The 24,143-nt window shown below is 57.4% G+C and carries 10 protein-coding genes; 6 read left to right on the plus strand and 4 right to left on the minus strand.

The genetic code is table 11. The features are described from left to right. Positions 1-169: 169 nt before the first annotated feature. The gene (gene greB / locus CUR33_RS00290; RefSeq protein WP_289238336.1) at positions 170-667 is read left to right on the plus strand and encodes a transcription elongation factor GreB; all 498 of its coding nucleotides are present in this window, start codon (positions 170-172) and stop codon (positions 665-667) included. 11 nt (positions 668-678) lie between these two features. Beyond that, on the plus strand, positions 679-2,658 hold the full coding sequence (gene mnmC / locus CUR33_RS00295; protein WP_289238337.1) for a bifunctional tRNA (5-methylaminomethyl-2-thiouridine)(34)-methyltransferase MnmD/FAD-dependent 5-carboxymethylaminomethyl-2-thiouridine(34) oxidoreductase MnmC: 1,980 nt from the start codon (positions 679-681) through the stop codon (positions 2,656-2,658). 33 nt (positions 2,659-2,691) lie between these two features. Here the strand turns inward: mnmC and rlmKL are convergent, their stop codons facing one another. Further along, positions 2,692-4,965 (minus strand): bifunctional 23S rRNA (guanine(2069)-N(7))-methyltransferase RlmK/23S rRNA (guanine(2445)-N(2))-methyltransferase RlmL, encoded by a 2,274-nt coding sequence (rlmKL, locus tag CUR33_RS00300; RefSeq protein ID WP_289238338.1) that lies wholly within the window; start codon positions 4,963-4,965, stop codon positions 2,692-2,694. A 425-nt stretch (positions 4,966-5,390) separates the two neighbouring features. On the opposite strand from rlmKL, the gene rmf reads away from it, so the two are divergent. After that, positions 5,391-5,606 (plus strand): ribosome modulation factor, encoded by a 216-nt coding sequence (gene rmf / locus CUR33_RS00305; RefSeq protein WP_090255928.1) that lies wholly within the window; start codon positions 5,391-5,393, stop codon positions 5,604-5,606. 162 nt (positions 5,607-5,768) lie between these two features. Here the strand turns inward: rmf and CUR33_RS00310 are convergent, their stop codons facing one another. Both CUR33_RS00310 and CUR33_RS00315 read right to left on the minus strand, forming a co-directional pair. After that, on the minus strand, positions 5,769-6,797 hold the full coding sequence (locus CUR33_RS00310; RefSeq protein WP_289238339.1) for a quinone-dependent dihydroorotate dehydrogenase: 1,029 nt from the start codon (positions 6,795-6,797) through the stop codon (positions 5,769-5,771). Between the two features lie 80 nt (positions 6,798-6,877). Then, entirely contained in the window at positions 6,878-7,099 is a 222-nt protein-coding gene (locus CUR33_RS00315) for a DUF2835 domain-containing protein (protein WP_090255930.1), read from the minus strand. A 225-nt stretch (positions 7,100-7,324) separates the two neighbouring features. Here CUR33_RS00315 and CUR33_RS00320 point away from each other — a divergent pair, with 225 nt between their 5' ends. Then, a complete protein-coding gene (locus tag CUR33_RS00320) occupies positions 7,325-8,209 on the plus strand; it encodes a DUF6685 family protein (protein ID WP_289238340.1) in 885 nt (294 codons plus the stop codon). A 76-nt stretch (positions 8,210-8,285) separates the two neighbouring features. Here the strand turns inward: CUR33_RS00320 and CUR33_RS00325 are convergent, their stop codons facing one another. Continuing rightward, positions 8,286-20,162, minus strand: a complete 11,877-nt coding sequence (locus tag CUR33_RS00325; protein WP_289238341.1) for a retention module-containing protein — start codon at positions 20,160-20,162, stop codon at positions 8,286-8,288. Between the two features lie 438 nt (positions 20,163-20,600). Between CUR33_RS00325 and CUR33_RS00330 the strand changes: the two genes are divergently transcribed. Both CUR33_RS00330 and CUR33_RS00335 read left to right on the plus strand, forming a co-directional pair. Continuing rightward, the gene (locus tag CUR33_RS00330) at positions 20,601-21,956 is read left to right on the plus strand and encodes a TolC family outer membrane protein (protein ID WP_289238342.1); all 1,356 of its coding nucleotides are present in this window, start codon (positions 20,601-20,603) and stop codon (positions 21,954-21,956) included. A gap of 32 nt (positions 21,957-21,988) precedes the next feature. After that, positions 21,989-24,139 carry a type I secretion system permease/ATPase gene (locus CUR33_RS00335; RefSeq protein ID WP_160090187.1) on the plus strand — a complete coding sequence of 717 codons (2,151 nt, stop codon included), beginning with the start codon at positions 21,989-21,991 and terminating at the stop codon, positions 24,137-24,139. The last annotated feature ends 4 nt before the right edge of the window (positions 24,140-24,143 follow it).

A 24,143-nucleotide genomic window follows, 5' to 3' on the forward strand; every position in this document is an offset into this window, starting at 1 on the left:
GTCTTGCGAGCTAGAGTCCTGCAAGGCGCTACGTTAGTAACAGCCTCAGGCTGGTCCAAGCGGCAAGGAAGCGGAGTGTACTTTTGTACATGAGCATTTCGAGACGCCGCGTCCCGGCCTGTTTTTAACGCAGCAGGGCCGACGCGCAGCAGACGTTAAATAGGTTCTTATGAGTCGCTACCGCCCACCCCGCTCCGCCGGCACTGCCCTGATCACCCCCGAGGGCGAGGCCCGCATGCGCGCCGAGCTACATGAGCTGTGGCATGTACGCCGCCCACAGGTCACCCAGTCCGTCAGTGAAGCTGCAGCCCAGGGCGACCGTTCGGAGAATGCCGAATACACCTACGGCAAGAAGATGCTGCGCGAAATCGACAGCCGCGTACGTTTTCTGACCAAGCGCCTGGAAAACCTCAAGGTGGTCAGAGCCCGGCCCAGCGATCCAGACAAAGTCTACTTCGGCGCCTGGGTCACCCTGGAAGATGAGGACGGTGCTGAATCGCGCTACCGCATCATCGGCCCGGACGAGCTGGACCTGAAAAATAACCTGATCAGCATCGACTCGCCCCTGGCACGCGCCCTGATCGGCAAAAGCCTGGACGCCGAAGTACGGGTACAGACGCCAACTGGCGAGAAAACCTGGTACATCGTCGCGATCGACTACCTGTGACCGAGCCAAGCATGCCCTCCGCCCCAGAGACCTCATCCCAGCAAGCCTGCCTTGAGTGGGATGAGCAAGGCCAGCCGCTGTCCAGCCAATTCGCCGACGTGTACTTCTCCAACGAGAACGCGCTGGCCGAAACCCGCTACGTGTTTCTCGCCAACAACCAGTTGCCGGAGCGCTTCGCCGCGCTGACGGCCAATCAGCAGTTGGTCATTGGCGAAACCGGCTTCGGCACCGGATTGAACTTTCTTTGTGCCTGGCAGCTGTTTGAACAGCACGCCGTAACGGGCGCCCGCCTGCACTTTGTCAGCGTGGAAAAATACCCGCTGCACAAGACCGATCTGAAACGTGCGCTGGCGCTGTGGCCAGAGCTTGCACCCTACGCGGAGCAGTTGCTGGCGCAATACGTGGCGCTGCATCCGGGCTTTCAGCGTTTGGTATTTGCGGGCGGGCATATCGTCCTTACCCTGCTGATTGGTGATGCGCTGGAGCTGTTCGGCCAACTGGATGCCAAGGTCGACGCCTGGTTTCTCGACGGCTTCGCCCCGGCGAAGAATCCGGATATGTGGACGCCGGAGCTGTTTTCCGAGCTTGCCAGGCTGTCCCACTCCAGCACCACTTTGGGCACCTTTACCAGCACCGGTTATGTACGCCGCCGCCTGAACGAGGCTGGCTTCAAGATGAAGCGCGTACCAGGGCTGGGAAAAAAATGGGAAGTGCTAAAAGGCGGCTTTATCGGTACAGCTGAAACAGCCGAAAAGCCCTGGTTTGCCCGCCCACAGCAGCCGGTTGGCGAGCGCAGCGCACTGGTGATCGGCGCAGGCCTTGCCGGTTGCGCCACTGCCGCCAGCCTGGCCCAGCGCGGCTGGCAGGTCACCCTACTGGAGCGGCACGGCGCCATTGCCCAGGAAGCCTCGGGCAACCCGCAAGGGGTGCTCTACCTCAAGCTCTCGGCCCATCACACCACGCTGTCACGCCTGATCGTCAGCGGCTACGGCCATACCCGCCGGCTACTGGAACAGCTGCATAAAGGCACGGACTGGGACAACTGCGGCGTGCTGCAACTGGCCTTCGATGTCAAGGAAGCGCAACGCCAGGCACAGCTTGCTGCTGCCTTCCCCGCCGACCTACTGACAAACCTGGACAGAAGCGCCGCCGAAGCCAAAGCCGGCATAACCCTGCCCGCTGGCGGCCTTTTCTACCCCGATGCGGGCTGGGTGCATCCACCGGCGCTGTGCGCACTGCTGAGCCAGCAGCCGAACATCCAACTGCGACTGCATCAGGAGGCGCTGGAGCTGCGCCGTGACGGTGATAACTGGCAAGCCTGGAATGACAAGCAGCTGCTGGCTAGCGCCAGCGTGGTTGTGTTGGCCAGTGCCGCCGAGATCAAAGGGTTTACCCAAAGCGCAGACTTGCCGCTTAAACGCATTCGCGGGCAGATCAGCCGCCTGCCCGCGACGGCGGCCAGCCGCGCATTAAGTACAGTGGTGTGCGCCGAAGGTTATGTCGCCCCGGTACGCCAGGATGAACATACCCTCGGTGCGAGTTTCGATTTCAACAGTGACGATCTGACGCTGAACAGCGCCGATCACGCGAGCAACCTGCATCTTCTGGAAGAGATATCGCCAGAGCTGGCCAACCGGCTTAACGTCGCCGCGCTGAGCCCAGAGCAACTGCAGGGCCGTGCAGCGTTTCGCTGTACCAGCCCGGACTACCTGCCGATTGTCGGCCCGTTAGCCAACGCAGCTGCCTTTGCCGAAGCTTATGCAGTACTCGGCAAGGACGCCCGCCAGGTGCCGGAAACGCCCTGCCCTTGGCTGGATGGCCTGTATATCAATAGCGGCCACGGCTCACGCGGGCTGATCACCGCACCGCTGTCCGGCGAGCTGATCGCCGCCTGGCTCAACGATGAACCGCTGCCAGTGCCTGCCGATGTGGCGCAGGCCTGCCACCCCAACCGCTTCGCATTGCGGGCGCTGATCCGCAACAAGGCTTAACCCGGCGCGCCTGTCAGCAGGCGCGCGTACGGGTCAACCGCGCAGACTCAAACGCCAGGCGCGGTGGATTTTCGCGTTACGGGCGAAATCTGGATCCAGAGTCGATACACTGATTTCTTCCACTTGATACCGCGCGGCCAAGCTCTCATCGAGCTCAAACTTGCGGAAGTTATTGGAGAAATACAGCACCCCATCTTTGGTCAGGCGGGCCATGGCCAGGTCGAGCATCTGCACATGGTCGCGCTGCACGTCGAAGATGCCTTCCATGCGTTTGGAGTTGGAGAAGGTCGGCGGGTCAATAAAGATCAGCTCGTATTCGCCACGGTCTTCGGCCAACCAGGCCATCACGTCGCCCTGCTCCAGACGGTTCTTGTCGGAGAAGCCATTGAGCGACAGGTTGCGCCGCGCCCAGTCCAAGTATGTCTTCGACAGGTCAACGCTGGTGGTGGTGCGCGCGCCGCCCTTTGCCGCATGCACGGTCGCGGTGGCGGTGTAGCAGAACAGGTTGAGGAAGCGCTTGCCGGCGGCCTCTTTCTGAATACGCAGACGCAGCGGACGGTGATCGAGGAACAGGCCGGTGTCCAGGTAATCGGTGAGGTTGACCAGTAGCTTTACGCCGCCCTCGCTGACTTCCATAAACTGGCCTTGGGTGGCCTGGCGCTGGTACTGCTTGGTGCCGCTCTGGCGCTCGCGGCGCTTGATCACCACCTTGCTTTTGTCGACACCCAGCGCCTGCGGAATCGCGGCAATAGCGTCAAACATACGCGCCCTGGCTTTCTCCGGATCAATGGACTTGGGCGCGGCATATTCCTGCACGTGCACCCAATCACCATACAAATCCACCGCCATGGAATATTCCGGCATGTCGGCGTCGTACAGGCGGTAGCATTCAACGCCTTCCTTACGCGCCCATTTGCCCAGCTGCTTGAGATTCTTCTGCAGGCGGTTGGCAAACATCTGGCCGCCTTCGCTCAGGCGCGCCTGTTCGACCACCGGAGCAGGTGCAGCCGCCGGTTTGATAGGGTTGCCGTTCTTGTTGTACTGGCGCTCCACCGGTTCAAGCGGCGCCTTATCGGCCTCAGCCTGTTCACGCTCGCGTTCACGCTGCTCAGGCGTACGGCGCTCACCGGTGACGAACTGCTCGGGCTGCACCTTGATCAGCAGCAATTTGCACGGCAACGCGCCGTTCCAGAAGGCGTATTGCTTGTGGCTGCGAATACCCATGCGCTTGCCCAGGTCCGGCGCGCCGGTAAACACCGCCGCCTCCCAGCCCATGCAAGCCTGACGCAGACGTTCGCCGAGGTTCTGGTAGAGATACAGCAAGCTGGCTTCATCACCCAAGCGCTCGCCGTAGGGTGGATTGCAGATCACCAAGCCTTTCTGGCTCTGATCCGGGCGCGGCTCGAAGGTCGCCACTTCGCCCTGATAGACCTTGATCCAATCGCTCATGCCGGCACGCTCGATGTTATTGCGCGCCGGCTGAATCAGCCGTGGGTCGGCTTCATAACCGCGAATCCACAGCGGTGGTTTGGCCATGCCCGCTGCTGCGCGCTCTTCGGCCTCGGCATGCACTTTCTTCCACAAGGCTGGCACGTGGCCCAACCACTTGCTGAAGCCCCATTGCTCACGGGTCATATTCGGCGCGATATCGGCGGCGATCATCGCGGCCTCGACCAAGAAGGTGCCAACACCGCACATCGGGTCAGCCAGTGCGCCGCCTTCTGCCGCGATACGCGGCCAACCGGCGCGGATCAATACGGCGGCGGCGAGGTTTTCCTTCAGCGGTGCAGCGCCCTGCTGCAGGCGGTAACCGCGCTGGTGCAGGCTATGGCCAGAGAGATCGAGAGACAGAATCGCCTCACCGCGATCCAGACGCAGGTGCACCCGTAGGTCGGGGTTGATCTTGTCCACCGAAGGCCGCGTACCGTCTTTCAGGCGCAGCTTGTCGACGATGGCATCCTTAACCTTCAACGCACCGAAATGGGTGTTGTCGATGCCTGAGCCGTTACCGCTGAATTCCACAGCCAAGCTGCCGGTGGATTCCAGGTGCTCAAACCAATCAACCTCCAGCACGCCTTCGTAAAGACTCTGGGCGTCCTGAACGCTGTATCGCTTGAGCACCAGCAGCACACGGTTGGCCAAACGCGACCAGAGGCACAGACGGTAGGCGGTTTCCATGTCAGCCATGCCACGGATGGCCGAGGTGTGCTCACGTGCCTCTTCAAGGCCGAGGCTGCTGGCTTCTTCAAGCAGCAAGCCTTCGAGGCCTTTGGGGCAGGTGAGGAAGAGTTCGTAACGATCCGACATGGGAGTTTCCAGTGCCTAAGGCAATCAACGGCGCACCGACAAATCGGCACGGCCAAAATAAGTGACGAAGCGCCTAAGCGCGACCCTTCGTCGGAATAAACAACAGTCTCAATCGCAATTCATTCGCGATAGCACAACACCAGCACACCTGACGCATACGCCCACAGCATAGGCGTTACAGCGAAAAAACAGGGCATCCAACGCAATGCCTTATGGCACGACCCTCAAAAACGTTACGGCCTTATGACGAAACGGTCATTCACAGGCACCCGCGCATTGGTTAGAAATCTACCCAGGCCAGCACTGCAACGGTGCTGGCAAGGAGGCTCGCGACGCCGGCAGCGGACTCCGTAGGCAGAACGTTTCTGCCTGACCTTGCTTCAAGGTCTAAGGGACATAACAGTCAACATTGAGGGCTACACCCTATGAGAAGACTTAAGCGTGATCCGTTAGAAAGAGCTTTTTTGCGCGGCTATCAATACGGCATCAGTGGTAAATCCCGCGAACTCTGTCCATTCACCCTCCCCTCTGTCCGCCAAGCCTGGTTAAACGGCTGGCGCGAAGGCCGCGGTGACAATTGGGACGGCATGACCGGCACCGCCGGCATCCATCGACTCAACGAACTTCACGCTGTCGGCTGATTCAGGAACCTACCGACTCACCATGCGCGCTCCATCCGAGCGGCGGGCGCGAGCCCAGGGGCTCCTTTAGGGAGCCCTTTTTATTGCCTGCCCTCCATGAGCGGCAAACCTTCTGGCCATCGCTACGCGACGTTTAAAATGGCTCCCGGCCATTTTTATTGTTTACGACTTGCCCGGTAGCGCAGCAATCGCATCGACCGCTTCGCGAATCAATGCTGGGCCTTTGTAGATAAAGCCGGAGTAAATCTGCACCAGGCTAGCACCGGCGGCGATCTTCTCAGCCGCATGCTTGCCTTCGGTAATCCCGCCCACGGCGATGATCGGTAAACGCCCTTTCAACTCGCTGGCCAGCACTTGCACAATATGCGTGCTCTTCTCACGTACCGGCGAGCCAGACAATCCACCTGCCTCGTCAGCACACTCCAAACCATGCACACCTTCACGGCCCAGCGTGGTGTTGGTGGCGATCACTGCATCCATGCCGGCTTCAACCAGCGCATTGGCAACTTCGATGGTTTCTTCATCACTCATGTCCGGCGCGATCTTGATCGCCAGCGGCACACGCTTACCGTACTGTGCAGCCAGATCTTCCTGACGCTTACGCAGGGCTTCGAGCAATTGCTTGAGCGAGTCGCCAAACTGCAGGCTGCGCAAGCCTGGGGTGTTTGGCGAACTGACGTTAACGGTGACGTAGCTGGCGTGCTGATAGACCTTGTCCAGGCACAGCAGGTAGTCATCCACGGCGTTCTCGACCGGCGTATCGAAGTTCTTGCCGATATTGATGCCCAGCACGCCCTTGTATTTGGCTGCCTGCACACGGGCCAGCAGGTGATCGACGCCGTGGTTGTTGAAGCCCATGCGATTGATGATCGCCTCAGCTTCAGGCAGACGGAACAAACGTGGCTTGGGGTTACCCGGCTGCGGCCGTGGCGTCACGGTCCCGATCTCAACAAAACCGAAGCCCAGCTGAGCAAAACCATCGATGGCGTCGCCGTTTTTGTCCAAGCCAGCCGCCAAACCGACTGGGTTGGAGAATTCCAGCCCCATCACCTTGACCGGCAGCGCAGCTGGGCTCTTGGTCAGTAAACCGTTAAGCCCCAGACGACCGCCGGCACCGATCAAGTCGATGGACAGTTCATGGGAGGCTTCAGGGGAAAGTTTGAACAGCAGCTCGCGGGCCAGGGTATACATGGGCAGGCTTAGCTCGATAAAGTTACAAAGGTCGCGATTATAGCCGGCTGCGCCCCTGATAGGCGAGGCACACGGTGCTGTCAGCCCAAGCGGCGTAGGCTGAGTAACTCACCGGCCGCGCTGAACTCGAGCTCGAAGGAACCATAGACACCGTCATGGGTCAGAAATGGCCGAAAATGGTGAGCCGGCACACTGACACTCCGTCCATCGCGACTTTGCACTAATATCCGGTTGGCACGCCCTTGATAGACCACACGTAAGCGCTCGGCCGATAACGCAATATCAAACACCAGACTGGGCATGGAGGCACCTTTGCAACTGACTGCAGCAATCTTGCCATACGCCGCGTGCCGGCCCGGTAAAAAATGGCTGGGAGCTATTTTTTACCTCGCGCAGCGACAGTCCGAAGCGTGGCCTCCCGGAATGGCAGGCCATAAAAAACCTGTCGGCATGGCCGATAATGCCTGTGCAGGGCTGCGTGGGCTCTGCCAAACTGGCAATGGTGATTTCGGAGTTCGTACCTGGCTATGAGTCTGTCTGAGCAGCCTTCCACCCTCAGCTCACGCCTCGGTGCCTTAGCGCAACGACTAGGTCTTATCGGCCGTGGACAACGCCAGATACTGGAGCGCGCCAGCCAGCTGCGCCTGCCTTTTAGCCCTCTACCGCAAGTGCGTGACAGCATCTGCTGGCAAGACGGCCCACAGCTACACCGTCTGATAGACCTGCCCCGCAGCGCACTCTCAGGCCCAGTCCAGGAAGACAAAGCGCAAGCTCACGCCATGCTGGTGCGAGTGATTGAAGCGCAAGAACAGCAATTGACCTCGTTCGACCTGCGCATGATCGATGGCCTATCGACCTGCAATCCTCAGCAAGCCTGCCATACCAGCTTTGAAGTCTTCGCTGCCAGTGAACCGTGCCGCCAAGTGCGCATCATCAGTTACAAAGACTTCGTCAAAACCATTAGCTTGGCGCTACCGCGCTTTCTCGCAGGCGAACCCATCAACCTGCGCCAAGCCAGTTGGCGGGGGGAGCGAGTGTTCTGGACGGGTGAACACCACAGTGAATCCTTCGCCTGCGCCATCGCCTATGCACGCCGGCGTGAGCTGGAGGTTAACCTGCCGGCAGAACTCAGCCATTACCGACTGAGCGATAAAGGGCTCAGTAACCTGCAACAGCACTACCACGTACTGGGCATGCCCAATGCGGCCTGGAGCGACCCAGCTTTTATGGCGTTGCTATTGGACAACGGCCTGCCCTACGCGCGCCTATCCCTGCTGGGCGGCCCTGGCTCGCCCGAGTTTCTCCTGTTGCCCAAGCACTCAACTGAGGCCACAGCCCTTGGTGAAGGCCTGCGCCTGGCCGGTGCGCCGGATGTGGTGGGCTATTTAAAGCAATTGCAGGTGCAGCGCTAATTCCGCTGGCTTCTCCATTCTAAAAACATAAAAACCCGCTGCCTTTACGGCAGCGGGTTAATCATCTACACGCAGATCAGACCGTTACTTTGAGGCTGTCATCTCCCAACATCGCCGATATCACACCGGCAGCATCCATGGCGCCATAAGCGGCTTGCAGGTTGATCCCCTCCAACACAATAGTCTGACCTGTTCCGCCACCAGCTCCAGCATTAGCATCCACCGTTATCGTGGTGTTGGTGCTGAAGGCAAAGGTCAGGTACTGACCCAAACTGCCAGCTGTATCATCCTCACCGACCAGCAACTGAGACAGATCCAGTGAGTCAACGCCTTTAGCAAAGTCGGTCACCGTAGTGGTGCCTGTATTACCTAGCAGCCATTTAAAGGTGTCAGCACCCTGACCACCGGTCAGCGTATCGCTACCACCACTGCCAATCAGGATGTCGTCACCGTCAAGACCTACTAGCGAGTTGGTGCCGCTGGTGCCGGTCAAAACATCGCCAAAACGCGAACCGACAAGGTTCTCAATGGAGTTTAACGTATCCGAACCAGCGCCCCCGGTGTTCTGAGCTGTGCCAATACCCAAGTCCACCGTTACGCCGCTAATGGCATCGAAATACCCAGCAGTATCAGTACCCGAGCCACCGTTAAGGGCATCGTCGCCACTGCCTCCGACCAGCAGGTCGTTGTTGTTGTCTCCGTTGAGCTCATCGTTACCATCGTTGCCAATCAGGATGTCATTGCCATTACCACCATTCAGGGTATGAGCTCCGCTCAAGCCATCCACCAAAATGTCAGCACTGCTTGTGCCATCTAGATCGCCGCTGGTATCTCGAACTACCGACACAGATGCTGTGTCTCCGGACGAGCCATTGTTGGCCGTGTAGCTGAATAACCCTCCACTTGAGCCGGTATCACTGAAGCTCACCGCACCATAGGAGCCCGAGCCTGCGGAATGTGAAGCCGAACCACCACTGATCGAGCTGATAGCGCTCACATCCAACGGACCATCCGTATCGCTATCGTTCCACAGCAGCGACCATTCCGGGATATTGAAGGCCACATTACTGCCGACATTGCTCCGCACTGAATCGTCATTAGCGGTGGTTGAGTCAGCAGTAGCGTTAATGTTGATAGTCGCCGTATCGAGCGCGCTCAGTGCACCGCTACCCACTTGGCCTTCATCATTGATCATGAGTAAGAGTGTCGCAGCCAGGACAGGTGCATTGACGGCGCTGTAACTGATACTGCCGGCCGAGCCACCGCCCGTATCGATACCACCTAACAGGTTGTTCAGTTGCGTTAGCGTTCCTCTGAAGGTTACTTGCGAGGTCCCACTACCACTCAGATTAGTAACACCGCTATTGCCCGCAGAGACACTCAAAGTTCCCTGAGAAACGGCCAGAGTGACGGTCCTCAGCCCTGCTCCGCCATCAATATCCCCCACCGACATGCCAGTACCACTCAGCACCAAACTGCTGCCTTCTGTAGCGCTGTAACTGACATTAGTGATGGTTGCAGCCGGCGCATCATTGACAGGGGTCACATTGATGGTGAGTTGATTTGATGTCGGATCAAGGTCATTCCCGCCATTCGCAACCCCGCCGTTGTCACGCACCTGGAAGGTGATATTGGCGTAGCCATTGCCGTTGGCATTTGCGGCCGGCGTGAACACCAGCAAACCAAGATTGCCAACGGCGATCTCTGCAGGCACCGCGCCACCGTTATAGCTGAGCGAACCAGCGCCACTAAACGCGGTAATTTTCACCGACATCAAGCTGTCGCCATCCGAGTCGCTAAAGCCGAAGTCAGCACCGGAGAACACCTTACTGCCGTCTTCAAGCACGCTGAGAGTTGCATCGCTGCCACTGGGTGCCTGATTAACGTCGAGTATGGTCACCGTCAGGTTTGCACTGGAAGGGTCGCCGTCTTTGTCCAGGATGGTGTAGGTAAATACCTCATTGGTGTTGGCAGTGACCGATACCGGGGCTACATAGCTCCAGGCGCCGGTGGCGAAGCTGAAACTCAGCTTGCCGCCCATAGCGGTTGTGATGTTGCTTAGTGAGTTGCCCGCAATGTTTGGTCCACTGCTGGGGTCGATAATGGCGCCGCCGTCCCACACATAGGTAATGCCGTTGATTGAGATGGACTGAATCCGGCCAGCGCCATCGGCACCGAACGCATCATCATCACCACCGCCCACCGCATTGTTGTTGCCCAGCAGCACGTTGCCACTGACATCGCCGCCGGCGATCTGATCCAGCAGGGTGTCGATCAGGTCATCAAAATCAGCAACCAAGATCGGAGCGCCGCTGCCATCCAGATCGACGTCCTGCAAACGGGCATTGTTGATGCCATCGCCGACACCAATAGTGGTGACGTTAATGCCATTGCTATCAACAAAGTTATTCCAGGCAGTCGCCGTGGCATCGCTCAATGAGTTACCACCAGTGCCGGTCTGCTGGTTGGGGTTGCCATCACTGATAAAGAATACTTGATTGCTCCAGCCCGAGATGGGGCTGTAAACCGCCATGGTTTCCTGAATACCATCCGTGAAGTCCGTGTTACCACTGAACGGACGACTGGCGATGATGCTGTCGACCTGCGCATTAAAGGCCGCCAGCGTGGTTACCGGGGCATAGGCCAGCGAGTCCGAGGAGAACGCCACGACAGTAACTTTCACATCGCCACTGGTGCCGTTAAAGAGCGCCTGACCAGCCGCCTTAACCGCATTCATCATGGTGTTGAATTCGCTGTTGCTAATGCTGCCGCTGGAGTCCAACACAAAGGCGACGTTGAAATCCTCACCGCTGCCTTCGACTACCGAGGCGGAATCGTTCTGCGCCAACGGCGTATCGTCGTCGACGTTGATCGCCAAGGTGCCAGTAGCGGTATCGCCATCCTTGTCAGTGACTTGATAGGTCAAGTTAAAGGACTGGTTGTTCTCCGCGTTGCCCGTGGCATGCTGGATCGCTGCGTTCTGTGTCACGGTGTAGGCACCGGTGGCGCTGTTCATGGTTACAGTCAGCACCAAGGACGCACCCTGACTGATCAGCAACGAGCCCCCAGGGCCTGCTGCAAAAGTGAAGCCGCTGGGAGCACCGCTGGTCTGCCATTGCACGGTACCTGCGCCGTCTGCACCGAAGTTGAGGCTGAGCGTACCGCTGGTATTGACCGAGTTTGGACTGTCATCACCAGTACCGCTCGGGATGCCATTGGCCAGCGCATCATCGTCCAACTGAACCGTGGCATTGCTGCTGGTGGTAGGGCCATCATCTTTAAAGCTGATAGCACCACCCAGGTTTACAGTGGTTACGGCGACATCCCCGTCGCCATCCGTAACGGTAGCGCTCAGCTTCACCAAGCCATCGGAAGCAAGGCTGGATTCCTGATCGGCCGTGGTGTTCGGCGTATGCATAATCGACCGCTGCTGATCCAGTGTGACCTGACCGCTCGCATTTACCGACACGGTGAAAGAAACACTACCGGCAACACCGCCTACACGGCCCACGATCACACCGGCCTCGTTGTACAACAGGATATTGCTGCCGCTGGCAGAGTCATCCAAACCACTGTCGACACCAGATGCACTGACACTCAGGCTATAGACCGTAGTACCTGCACCATCCGCACCGTAGTTAGCACTGAACAAGCCACCAAAATTGGCAGTGGCATCACTCAGCAGGTCACTTTCATCTACTTGCAGGCTGTTATTAGCAGGGGCTGCGGCACTGACACTAGGACCGTCGTCATCGAAGGCAACTTTGCCGCCTAGATCCAGTATCTGACTGGCGGTTGCAGTATCGCCGTCACCGTCAGTGATGGTGGCGGTGGCTTTCAAACCAACCAGGTTGCTCGCAAGTACGGCTTCTTGTGCGCTGTAGTTGCTGGTTGCGCCATCTGGGTTATGGTCGATCTCCTTGAGCTGGGTCAGCGTCACTTGCCCGGTGCCATTCACCGACAAGGTGAAGACACTGTTGCTGGCATTCACGCCTGCCTCGCTCGCGGAGGTAGAGCCGGTAATCACCCCAGCGTTCTCATAGAGGTAGATCGTTGCCCCATCGCTGCTCAAGCCAGACGAAGCTCCTTCTGGCGCAATCAGGGTCATGCTGTAAGCGGTTACAACCGCACCCGCGCCATCTGCGCCATAACTTGATGCAGTGATAGAGAACGCCGAGCTGAAGCTTGCGCTGTCTGTATCTGACGCCGTGCCGAGAGTCTGAGAATCCTGGGTGTTGAGCACCGGTACAGGGCTGGTGCCAAAGCCCAAGCTGATACTAGGACCGTCATCATCGAAGGCCACCTTGCCGCCCAGATCCAGTACCGCGCTATCAACGTGCGTATCACCATCATAGTCAGTGATGCTCGCCTTACCGGTAAGCCCAACCAAATTGGAAGCCAGAATAGCTTCCTGTACATCGTAATTACTGGTGGCACCACCTGGATTGTGATCAATTTCAGCGAACTGACTGAGAGTCACCAGCCCAGCGCCATTAACCATCAGGGTGAACACGGTGTTGCTGGCATTTACCCCTGCTTCGCTACCCGCAGTCGAACCAGTAATGACGCCACCGCTTTCATACAATTTGACGGTGAGGTTGTTACTGCTCATGCCAGATAGAGCACCTTCAGCAACCAGCAGGCCGAGCGAGTAGCTCCACGACACGACGCCAGGACCGTCAGCACCATGATTTGAAGCCGCCGAGAAGGCGCCGCTGAAATTAGTGCTCGCAGTGTCGGTATTCGTTCCGATGGTTTGTGCATCTTGAGTATTGAGCCCTGCCGGCAGCTGGCCACTCAAGCTTGCATCAACCAACGGGATATCATCTTCGACATGGATCAGGAAGCCACCAGACAACACCAGTGGGTTAACCCCATTGCTGGCCAACAGAATGCTGCTGAAGTCCAGCGTCAACAATTGCGCGTCATTGCTGCCATCAAGTGGATGATCTAGGGACTTGTCCAGATTGAACGTGTAGTCGCCATTACTGGCCACCTGCAAGGTGAACACCACAGGGCCCGTTGCACCCGCTTTAGCGGTCAGGGTATCGCCGAGCACACTGTAGACCAACGCCACACCGCCTGAACTGGCAGGCGTAATACCACCAAGAGCCGCTGGCGTAGTCGACAGGGTGAACTGCGCACCGGCATCCGGCCCCACCACCAGCGACGCCACCGAACCAGTGGCAACATCGGTCACTGAATCTGGGTCAATGATGCCAGTAGGCAGGTTATCTTCATCGACGTAGCCTTCAACGGGGCTGCTGTCTTCGACATAAACCGTCAAGGTAGCAGTCGATGGGTCGCCGTCCTTGTCCACGATGCTGTAGGTGAAGGTCTCAGTTTTATCACCCAGCACATTCGAGGGGGCCTGGTAGGTCCAAGCGCCCGTGCTGAAGTTGAAATCGAGCGTGCCACCTTCAGGAGTCGCTATATCAGTCAGCTGGCTACCAACAATATTCGGCCCGCTGCTTGGATCGATAACGCCAGCCCCATCCCATACATACGTAATGCCATTGATCACGATGGATTGGATGTAGCCCGGGCCATCGGCACCGAAACTATCATCGTCACCGCCACCTACAGCGTTGTCGCTGCCAAGCAGGACATTGCCGCTGACTAAAGCGCCAATTTGACCCAGCAAGGTATCGATAAGGTCATCGAAGTTACCCACAAGAATCGGTGCGCCAGCACCATCCAGATCGACATCCTGCAGCCGCGGCAGATTAATACCATCGCCCACCCCAATGGTGGTGACATTAATACTGTTGCTGTCGACGAAGTTATTCCAGGCAGCGGCAGTCCCATCATCCAGGGAATTGCCACCAGTACCCGTTTGTTCATTCGGGTTGCCGTCACTGATAAAGAACACTTGGTTGCTTGCGCCCGAAACAGGCACATAAGTCGCCATGGTTTCCTGAATGCCGTCAGTGAAATCAGTACCGCCGTTGAACGGACGATTGGCAATGATGCTGTCGACCTGTGCATTAAAGGCGGCCAAGGTGGTCACTGGCGGGTAAGACACTGAGTCAGAGGAGAACGCCACGATAGTGACTTTCACATCACCGTTGGTGCCATTAAAAAGCTCCTGTCCCGCCGTTTTCACCGCATTCATCATCGTGTTGAATGCACTGTTGCCAATGCTGCCACTTGAGTCGAGTACAAAGGCAACGTTGAAGTCTTGGTCTTGGCTGGCCGCCACGCTGGCGACGTCATTGCGAGCTAACGGGGTGTCATCGTCGACATTGATCGACAACGTACCCTCAACCTTGTCACCGTCCTTGTCGGTTACCTGATAGTTCAGAGTAAAGGCCTGGTTGTTCTCCAAATCAGCATTGGCATGCTGGATAGGTGCGTTCTGAGTGACGGTGTAAGCACCGCTAGCGGTATTCAGCGTCAGCGTCAGCACTGTGGTAGCGCCTTGCTTCACCAACAGTTGTGAGCCATCCGGGCTTGCCTGATAGGTGAAGCCGCCCGGTGCTCCGGAATCCAGCCATTTCACGGTACCGGCACCGTCAGCACCGAAGTTCAGCCCCAGCGTACCGCTGAAGTTTAGTGCGTCAACGTCATCATTCGTGCCGCCCGGGATACCGTTGGCAAGGGCGTCGTCGTCGAGTTGCACCAAGCTATTCGGTAGCACACTTGGGCCGTCATCTTTAAAGCTGATGACCGTACCAATATCAAGGCTGGCGCTGGCCTGGTCACCATCACCATCGGTTACGACGGCATTCAAGCTGACATGCCCCGCGCCAAGGAACTTGGCCTCGTCAGGATCACCCGTTGGGTGAACAATGGCTCGCAGTTGATCCAGCTTGACCGTGCCAGCGGCATCAACACTCAAGGTAAACACCAACTGATTGCTACCCGAGGTACGCCCTTCGATAACCGTACCATTCAAGCTGAGCACTACCGACTGGTTGGTCTCGGTATCCACCAACCCCGAATTGGCATTCTGCACGGCCAGCTTATAGGTCAGGCTTTGCAGGCCATCAGCCCCAGGCTGCACGTTGAAAACACCACTGAAATTAGCAGTGGCGTCTATAGGGAAGGCCGACTCATCGACCTGCAGTGCAGAACCCCAGGTGACATTGGTGCCGACATCGTTGTAGTCGTAATCCGAGGTGAGTGTTTTGTCCTCCCAGTTCTGATTGCCCGCGTTGCCGGTGTCCTGCAAATGCGATCCGCCAGGATTCAGGCTGGCATCACTGAACAGCACATTGGCACCGTCTGCCCCCACAAGCGGCACACCACCCAGCTGAGCCTGCCACTGACCGGCGACAAACTCGAAGGTCACAATCGAGCCGTTAGCCAGGCCTGGATTGGCTCCGCCATTAGGGATGATAAAGAAGCCGGTATTGGCTGGATCCAGGCCACTGAGATCAGCCACATCGCCAACCGACTGATCATGTACGTTGGCCCAAATCACTTTACCGTCTAGCGGTGAACCGTCTGGCGCCTTGTTGTAGTAACCATAGGAGTTGCTAAAGCCCGCATCGGTGCCCTGGAAGGTGACAAAGGAAGTCACACCAATATTCCCGGCCTGAATGGTCGGGGTATCGTCATCGATCGTCACAACCAATGAACCAGTAGCCGAGTCGTTATCACCGTCAGTCACCGTGTAACCGATGTTTAGGGTGATATCGTCTTCGGTGCCGCTCACGGGGTGCATCAGCGGCTTCAACAAGTTGATGGTGTAGGCGCCGCTGGCTGGGTCAGTGAGCACCACTGTCAGCAATGCCCCGCGGAGAGAGCTGATCGTCAGGGTATTGGAGGGGGCATCCCAGCTGGATGTCACGGCCTCCGAACCCAAGTTCAGCGGACCGCTGAGCGCGATGGATTTGAGGCCATCGGCACCGGCATTGAATGCCAAATTCCCACGGGTGCTGGTAGCAGCGCCGGCAACATCGCCTGGCCCGCCATTGATGCCACCGGCAAGGCCTTCGTCATCAAGAACAACCGCTGCGGTTACCTGGCCGGCAGTTGGAGCATCATCTTCGAAACGAATCACATGGCCGATATCGACCTTGTCGACCGCCACATCGCCGTCGCCATCAGTAACGGTCAGCACTGCTTTGATTTTGCCACTGAGGCTAAGCGATTCGTCTGCGTTGCTGCCATCCGGATGCTTAAGCGAGATGTACTGCGCAACACTCAGCGTGCCGTCACTGCCAATGGCTACGGCAAATGCGGCCTTGCCAATATCGGCGCCGCCATCAATACGGCCGACGACCAGATCACCTTCGACATGCAGACGGATAGTGAAGCCGTCTGTAGTTTTCAGCCCTGAGTCCATGCCATTGCCGCCTTGCAGGGCCAGGCTAAGAACTGTTGCTGCACCCTCTTCATCTTGGCCAACACTGCTACCCGCAACACTGACGACCGCACCACTGCTTTGCGCGTAGCCGACTGGATCCAGATCAGTACCCGGTGTACCGACCGCAGCGAAGAGTGCTGACAGATCAGCAACATCGTTGTCGTTGGCATCCCCCGGAATGAGTGGAGTGGCGACTGCATTTTGCAGCCCGGCAGACTCATCGTAAGTAACCCCGGCATTTCTTACCAGGCTGATATTCGCGGTGGGGCCGTCATCCTCGAAACGGATCACGCTACCAATATCGACCTTATCGACCGCTACATCGCCGTCGCCATCAGTGACCGTCACAACCGCCTGAATCTTGCCCGCCAGACTGACGGCTTCATCAAAGCTGCTGCCATCAATCGGATGCTCAAGCGACACATACTGAGCCACGCTCAGCGAACCGTCGGCACCGATAGCAATAGCAAATGCGGCCTTGCCGGCATCTGCACCACCCACGATGCGACCAACGATCAATGCGCCCTCAAGATGCAAAGTAATGCTGTAACCACTGGTGGTACGCAGGCCGGAATCATCGCCATTGCCGTTTTTCACCACCAAGCTCAGCTGGACAGTCGCACCCTCTTCGTCCTCACCGTAACTGCTACCCAGGGTAGTTACTACGGGAGTTGCACTCTTGGCAAAGCCAGTCGGGCTGATGTCTGTACCTTTGTTGGCAACGCCATCAAATACCGACAGGTAAGCCACATCATTGTCCGTAATATCGCCCAGTGCCCAGGTGTTCCAGAAGTTCTGCAAGCCAGCGCTTTCATCGTGGGTCACATCAGCCCAAGGGCCTTTGAGATTGATGTGCGCAGTGGGACCGTCATCTTCGAAGCGAATCGAGCTGCCAATATTGACCTTATCGACAGCCACGTCGCCGTCACCATCTGTCACTGTCAGCACTGCCTGCACTTTGCCGGCCAGGCTTACGGCTTCGTCATAACTGCTGCCGCCAATTGGATGTTCCAGCGATACGTACTGCGCAACGCTGACTGTGCCATCCGCGCCAATGGCAACGGCAAAGGCGGCCTTGCCGGCATCCGGCCCACCGACGATACGCCCAACCACTAGATTGTTTTCGACATAGAGTTTGATGGCAAAACCAGCAGTGGTCGCCAGCCCAGAATCAGCCCCATTACCGCCGACAACTGCCAGGCTGAGCTGTGAAGTCGCCCCTTCCTGATCCTGCCCATAGCTGCTGCCGGCAGTCGAAACCAACGGACCATTGCTTTGCGCATAGCCTTTTGGAGAAAGATCACCGCCTCTGTTCACAACACTGTTGAACAGACTGGAGATGCCATTGACGTCGTTATCGTTGGCGTCCTCAGCTGGTGCTGGGGTGGCCGTGGCATTCTGCAAACCATGCGATTCGTCATGCACCACACGCACGCCATGCACAGATTTGATATTGGCAACAGGGCCATCGTCCTCGAAACCAATCACATGGCCGACGCTGACTTTATCCACCGCCACATCACCGTCACCGTCTGTCACGGTAACCACGGCCTTGATCTTGCCAGCCAGGGTTACCGCTTCGTCATAGCTGCTGCCACCAACCGGGTGTTCCAGCGACATGTATTGGGCAATGCTGATCGAGCCATCGGCACCGATGGCTACAGCAAAGGCTGCCTGTCCAGCGAAATCACCACTGGCAACACGGCCCACAACCAAGCCGTCTTCGAGGTAAAGATTGATGGGGGTACCATCGGTGGTTTTCAGACCAGAATCACTACCCGACGCACCTGTCAGTTCGAGGCTGAGGACCGTAGTGGCACCGGCAAAATCTGAACCGTAGCTGCTGCCAAATGTGCTCACGATGGGCGTCAGGCTACGTGCAAAGCCTGTAGGGTCGATATCACCACCCTTGTCAGCCACGCCATTGAATGCTGATACAAAGCTGACATCGTTGTCCCAATCACCCGGTTTCCACCAAGAGGTCAGGAAGTTCTGCAGCCCTGCGCTTTCATCATGGGTTACTTGTGCCCATGGACCTTTGAGGAATATGCAGGCTTGTGGGCCGTCATCTTCAAAGCCAATACGCGAACCCAATTCGACGATTGGAGAGGTTGCCGAATCGCCATCGTTGTCGAAGATCTTCACGGTCACGCCGATCAGACCTTCGCCAATAGCAGCCATGGTGTCGTGGTTATTACCGTCATCGCCATGATCAACAGCAGCATATTGGGTGACAGAGACCGCACCCGTGCTTGAGTTGATGCTGATGCGGAATACCACCAGACCGTCGTCGGCGATGCCAAGAATGTCGCCTGCGTCTGCACCATCACCGCCGACAAACGATAGCAAGATCGGGCCACCCGCCGTAGCGATAAGACCCGAGTCAGCGCCGTCTTCCGACAAGGTCAGGGAGAAGGTCCTGGCCTCAAGGTTTTCACCATCAGCACCTGGATCAACGGCCAGGGAAAAGATACTTTCCAAGTTAAAACTGGCGTAGCCAATAACGCCGGTTTCACTGCCTGAATAACTGGTTTCATCGTTATTTGACGCGTAGCCAGACTCATCTTTGGTCGAGCCACCGGTACCAACGGACTCATCGACGACCAGCAGCCCTCCCTGCTCAGAGATGTCAAAGCGTAGGATGCTGGGGCCATCGTCATAGACGGCAATTGTGAGTGGAACCGTTGGTGATACGTCACCATCGTTGTCAAACACACGAACAAAGAACGGGTCGAGCAGCTGATCATCAGCCCCAACCGTATCGGGAATGGAATGGTTGAGCGTGTTGTCGGCCAGGGTATACGTCCAGTTGCCGGCGGCATCAAACACTAGCTGCCCATAAACGCCCTGAACCACCCCACCGCCCTGCACGTTGACCCACACGCCGTCCTTATCCAGTACCTGAATGGCCGAGATACCGTCCGGTGAATTGATGATCAATGAGCCGGAGACATTTTCCGCGTTACTGCCTGGGTTCGAACCTGCCTGGCCATCCAAATTGTTTACTGCGTCGGGGTTGAGCGCTGCTTCCTCAACGACGCCTGGGCCTGTGATAACAGAGCCTTCCTGATCGAAGTAGATAATTTCAATTGTGGGCGAAGAGTCCGGCGCCTCATCAGCTACCACTGGCTCAGGATCGGGAAACTCCGGCCCTGTGCTCAGCCCTTCGGTTGGGAAGCCAATGATCGGATCAAGCGCACCGCCGGTTTCACCCAGCAGTACAAACGAATGACCGCCGCCCACACCACCAGCACCGCCGGCACCACCCGCACCTGGGCCAGCAGCGGTTGCTTCACCTTCAAGAGTCGGGTCGACGCCGGCCTCAATTGCGGCCTGCAATTGCTCAACGTCGGTCAAGTCGCCATCGCTCGGCGCTGCTGGAGGCGTTTCAGCGGTAGGGACTTGTGAATTGGAATTATCGGCGAGCATTTGCTCGTTGAGATTCAGGCTGCTGTCGCGGCCCAGAGTCAGTTGCTGCCCATTGCTCATGGCAACCGCAATAGATCCAGCGGCCCCAGTAACGATTTGTTCCCCCGCAAAAACTCGATCGCCTTCACTGAGCGGCCGACGCGTTCCGTCGCCAGCTACTGCATAGACTTCGCCGATAACTTGGCTGACGACACCAATCAAAGTAGCCATGATTCCATCCTCACTACAACTGCCGACCACCGCCGACACGTATGCCAAAAAAGGTCGAAATACCTTTCAAGGAGAGAACAAAACCACTGGCTGTTGAAACGACGTAACACTCAAAAACAATAACGACAAAAAACTGTCACCCTGACTCACGTCGCCCATTACACCAGCAAGATCCCGCCCCTATTTGCATCTGACCATCTGTTTTAGCCGCGCACGACACTTAAAAGCACGAAATGCAAGGCTTCTGGATGAAAACAATGTGCTGCTTTTATCAGTCTGCATAAGATTTTTTTCTTATATGGCTTGTAACAATTTTTTCTTAGCTACGCTGAAAAGTGTTCTTAGCTGTGATGTTACAGGCGGAGAGTAATCAACAAGACAAAAAAAGCCATTTTTTTGGCGACGGAATTAAGCAAGTCTTATAAGGAGAGTTTCCAGATGCGCGCACTCAACCCTCTATGGAGCAGTATCGTGCTGGCAGCGGTCTGTACCCAGGCACAAGGCATCACATTATCGGAGGCGATCCAGAGCACTCTGGACAACCATCCGGAGGTGCATGCCGGGGCCAATAGCCGCCTTTCATCGGATGAAGAAGTCAAAATTGCCAAAGGCGGTTATCTGCCAACCGTCGACCTGCTGATGGGCTACGGTCGAGAAAACACCGACAGCCCCAGCACACGAGCACTGGGCAACCACAACACTGAAACCCTGAATTACGGCACCTCTGAGCTGCGCCTGCAGCAGATGATCTTTGATGGTTTCAATACGCCCAATGAAGTCGAGCGCACCAAAGCAGTGGTCAACTCGCGGGCTTATCGGCTCCTGGGCACATCGGAAAGCCTGGCTCTGCGTACCGTTGAGGTCTATTTGGATCTACTGATGCGCCGTGAAATGGTCGAGTTGGCACGTAACAACTTACAAGCCCACCAACGTATAAATGATCAAATCAGCTTGCGCAGCCAGCAAGGCGTTGGCAGCACGGCGGACCTGGACCAATCTGAAGCACGCCTGGCCCTGGCAGAGAACAACCTTTACACCGAGCAGGTAAACCTTGCCGATGCTGAAGCCAACTTCTTCAGTGCCGTTGGCCGTATGCCGGACGAGCTGGACTCGCCCGCCTCACTCAAAGGTTCATTGCCAGAGACCTTGGATGGCGCCCGCCAAGCCGTGATTGATAACAACCCGTTCCTGAAGTCCGCACAGGCCGACGTCCAGGCAGCCGAAAAACAATACGAAGTAGCCAAATCAACCTTCTACCCACGTGTTGACCTTGAGTTGGCCACCAATGCCGACAACAACACCCAGGGCGATGAGGGTCATAACAATGGTTGGCGTGCGGCTGTGGTGATGAACTACAACCTGTTCAACGGCATGCGCGACAAAGCACGCCTACAGTCGACTGCACACCAGATTAATGAGTCGATGGACATCCGTAACAACGCCCTACGCGTACTCAACGAAAACCTCTCCCTGGCCTGGAACGCCATGGAAAACGCCCGCCTGCAAACCCCCAAAGCGCGTGATTACGCAGACTACACCGCACGAGTTCGCGAAGCCTATCAACAGCAATTCAGCCTTGGCCAACGCACCCTGCTCGACCTATTGGACAGTGAAAACGAGCTCTTTACCGCTAATCGGCGTTACAGCGAAGTGCGCTTTAGCGAAGAGTTCTCGATGTACCGGGTAACCGCAGCGATGGGTGACTTGTTGCGTCAGCAGCAAGTGGTAGTACCGGCAGAAGCTGTAGCCCTCACTGAAGTGAAGAGCGAGGCCCGTCTGCCGGCAATGAAATAGAACCGGCATAAGGAGTAGTAACCTTGACCACCATGGAACGGCCGGGGTCATCCAGCGATCCGCGTCTTAATCACGACGACCCGCTGCTTGATGGCTTGTTGATTCTTTGCAAACTCCACGGCTGCTCAGCCAGCCGTGGCAGCTTAAGTGCAGGCCTGCCTTTGCCAGAGCAGCGTCTGACTCCTGAGTTACTACCCCGCGCTGCAGCGCGGGCGGGTTTGCAAGGGCGTTTGCTGCAACGCGATCTGGCTAGCATCTCAACCCTCAACCTGCCCGTTCTGCTGCTGTTGAAAAACGGCCGTAGCGCGGTGTTGCGTCAATGGGGCCCGAAGAACCAAGCGCAAATACTGCCCTGCGAAGCCGACGGCGGCGAACAGTGGGTCAGCCGTGAACAACTGGCCAACGAGTACAGCGGCCAAGCCTTCTTTGCCCGACCACGGCATGAATTGGAAGAAGCACGTTCTCCGCTCGTACCGCGTATCGAAGCCTGGTTTCGCGACACACTGAAGCTGTCGCGTTGGTTGTATACCGATGCCATTCTCGCCAGCCTACTGATCAACTTGCTCGGCCTGATGGTTCCGCTGTTCGTCATGCAGACCTATGACCGCGTCGTGCCCAACCAGGCCACCTCAACGCTCTGGGTTCTGGCCATCGGCTTGTTTATTGGCATGGGATTCGAGTTGCTGCTGAAAATCCTGCGCTCGCACTTGCTCGATACCGCAGGCAAGAAAACCGATGTGGTGCTATCGGCCACGTTGTTCGAGCGCATCACTGGCATGTCGATGACAGCCCGGCCGGCCACAATAGGCGGCTTTGCCCAGAGCATTCATGATTTTCAGGGTTTGCGTGAATTTCTCACGGCCGTCACCCTCACCAGCCTGATCGACCTGCCCTTCTCATTTCTGATGATTACGGTGATCTGGCTGATCGGCGGCTGGCTGGTGGTCATCCCCTTGCTGGCGTTTCCGATCACCGCGCTGTTCGCCTTTATCATCCAGGCGCGTCTGCGCGATACGGTGGAAAAAAGTCTGCAACTGGCCTCACAACGCCAAGCACTGCTGATCGAAACCCTCGGCGGCCTGGAAACCCTGAAGGCTTGCAGCGCAGAAAGTGAACGCCAGCACCAGTGGGAAAAAACCCATGGTGCCCTCACCCGTCTCGATATTCATGCTCGCTCACTGGCCTCGATCGCCACCAACGGCACACTGTTTCTGCAGCAATTCGCGGGCATGGCCACCATCATCGCGGGGGTATACATCATCATCGCCGGCCAGCTCAGTGTGGGTGCACTGGTGGCCTGTTACATGCTGGGCAGCCGTATTTTAGCGCCGCTGGGGCAAATCGCTGGACTGATCACCCGCTACCAGCAAGCGCGCCTGACCATGACCAGCACCGATGCGCTGATGGCCCTGCCGCAGGAGCGTCAGGCCAAACAACGCCCACTGGACCGCACTCAACTGCATGGGGCACTGGATGTACGCGACGTTACATTCAGCTACCCGGGACAAAGTACCCCAGCGCTTGCAGGCGTTAGCCTACGTCTGACAGCTGGTGAACGTATCGGCATCATCGGCCGCAGCGGCTCTGGCAAGAGCACCTTGGCGCGCCTGGTCATGGCTTTCTACAGCCCTAGCAAAGGGCAAATCCTGCTGGACAATCTCGACCTGCGCCAGCTCGACGTGGCGGACTTACGCCACCAGATTGGTTACGTCGCCCATGACCTACCACTGCTGGCCGGCAGCCTGCGCGATAACCTGACACTGGGCGCACGCTATGTCAGCGATGCGCGCATGCTAGAAGTGGCTGAGCTGACCGGCGTGGTCGATCTGGCCCGGCAACATCCGCAAGGCTTCGATCGTCCCGTGGGTGAGCGCGGCCAACTGCTGTCCGGAGGCCAACGACAGGCCGTGCTACTAGCCCGAGCGCTGTTACTTGATCCACCCATTCTGCTGCTGGATGAACCCACCAGCGCCATGGATAACACCAGCGAGGAAATCCTGCGCAACCGCCTACAAACTTGGGCCCAGGGTAAAACCATGCTGCTGATCACACACCGCGCCTCAATGCTCAGCCTGGTAGACCGTCTGGTGGTGCTGGATAACGGCCATATTGTTGCAGACGGCCCGAAAGAAGCAGTGATTGAAGCGCTACGCAAAGGTCGAGTTGGCCCTGCTGCGGTATAGGAAC

Origin of the sequence: Pseudomonas sp. FEMGT703P (assembly GCF_002786345.1) — a bacterium.
GTDB classification, from domain to species: domain Bacteria; phylum Pseudomonadota; class Gammaproteobacteria; order Pseudomonadales; family Pseudomonadaceae; genus Aquipseudomonas; species Aquipseudomonas peli.

Bases quoted from the DNA above. Each gene is read 5' to 3' on its own strand.
- greB (WP_289238336.1), top strand. From the start codon at position 170: ATGAGTCGCTACCGCCCACCCCGCTCCGCCGGCACTGCCCTGATCACC.
- mnmC (WP_289238337.1), top strand. From the start codon at position 679: ATGCCCTCCGCCCCAGAGACCTCATCCCAGCAAGCCTGCCTTGAGTGG.
- rlmKL (WP_289238338.1), bottom strand. From the start codon at position 4,965: ATGTCGGATCGTTACGAACTCTTCCTCACCTGCCCCAAAGGCCTCGAA.
- rmf (WP_090255928.1), top strand. From the start codon at position 5,391: ATGAGAAGACTTAAGCGTGATCCGTTAGAAAGAGCTTTTTTGCGCGGC.
- CUR33_RS00310 (WP_289238339.1), bottom strand. From the start codon at position 6,797: ATGTATACCCTGGCCCGCGAGCTGCTGTTCAAACTTTCCCCTGAAGCC.
- CUR33_RS00315 (WP_090255930.1), bottom strand. From the start codon at position 7,099: ATGCCCAGTCTGGTGTTTGATATTGCGTTATCGGCCGAGCGCTTACGT.
- CUR33_RS00320 (WP_289238340.1), top strand. From the start codon at position 7,325: ATGAGTCTGTCTGAGCAGCCTTCCACCCTCAGCTCACGCCTCGGTGCC.
- CUR33_RS00325 (WP_289238341.1), bottom strand. From the start codon at position 20,162: ATGGCTACTTTGATTGGTGTCGTCAGCCAAGTTATCGGCGAAGTCTAT.
- CUR33_RS00330 (WP_289238342.1), top strand. From the start codon at position 20,601: ATGCGCGCACTCAACCCTCTATGGAGCAGTATCGTGCTGGCAGCGGTC.
- CUR33_RS00335 (WP_160090187.1), top strand. From the start codon at position 21,989: ATGGAACGGCCGGGGTCATCCAGCGATCCGCGTCTTAATCACGACGAC.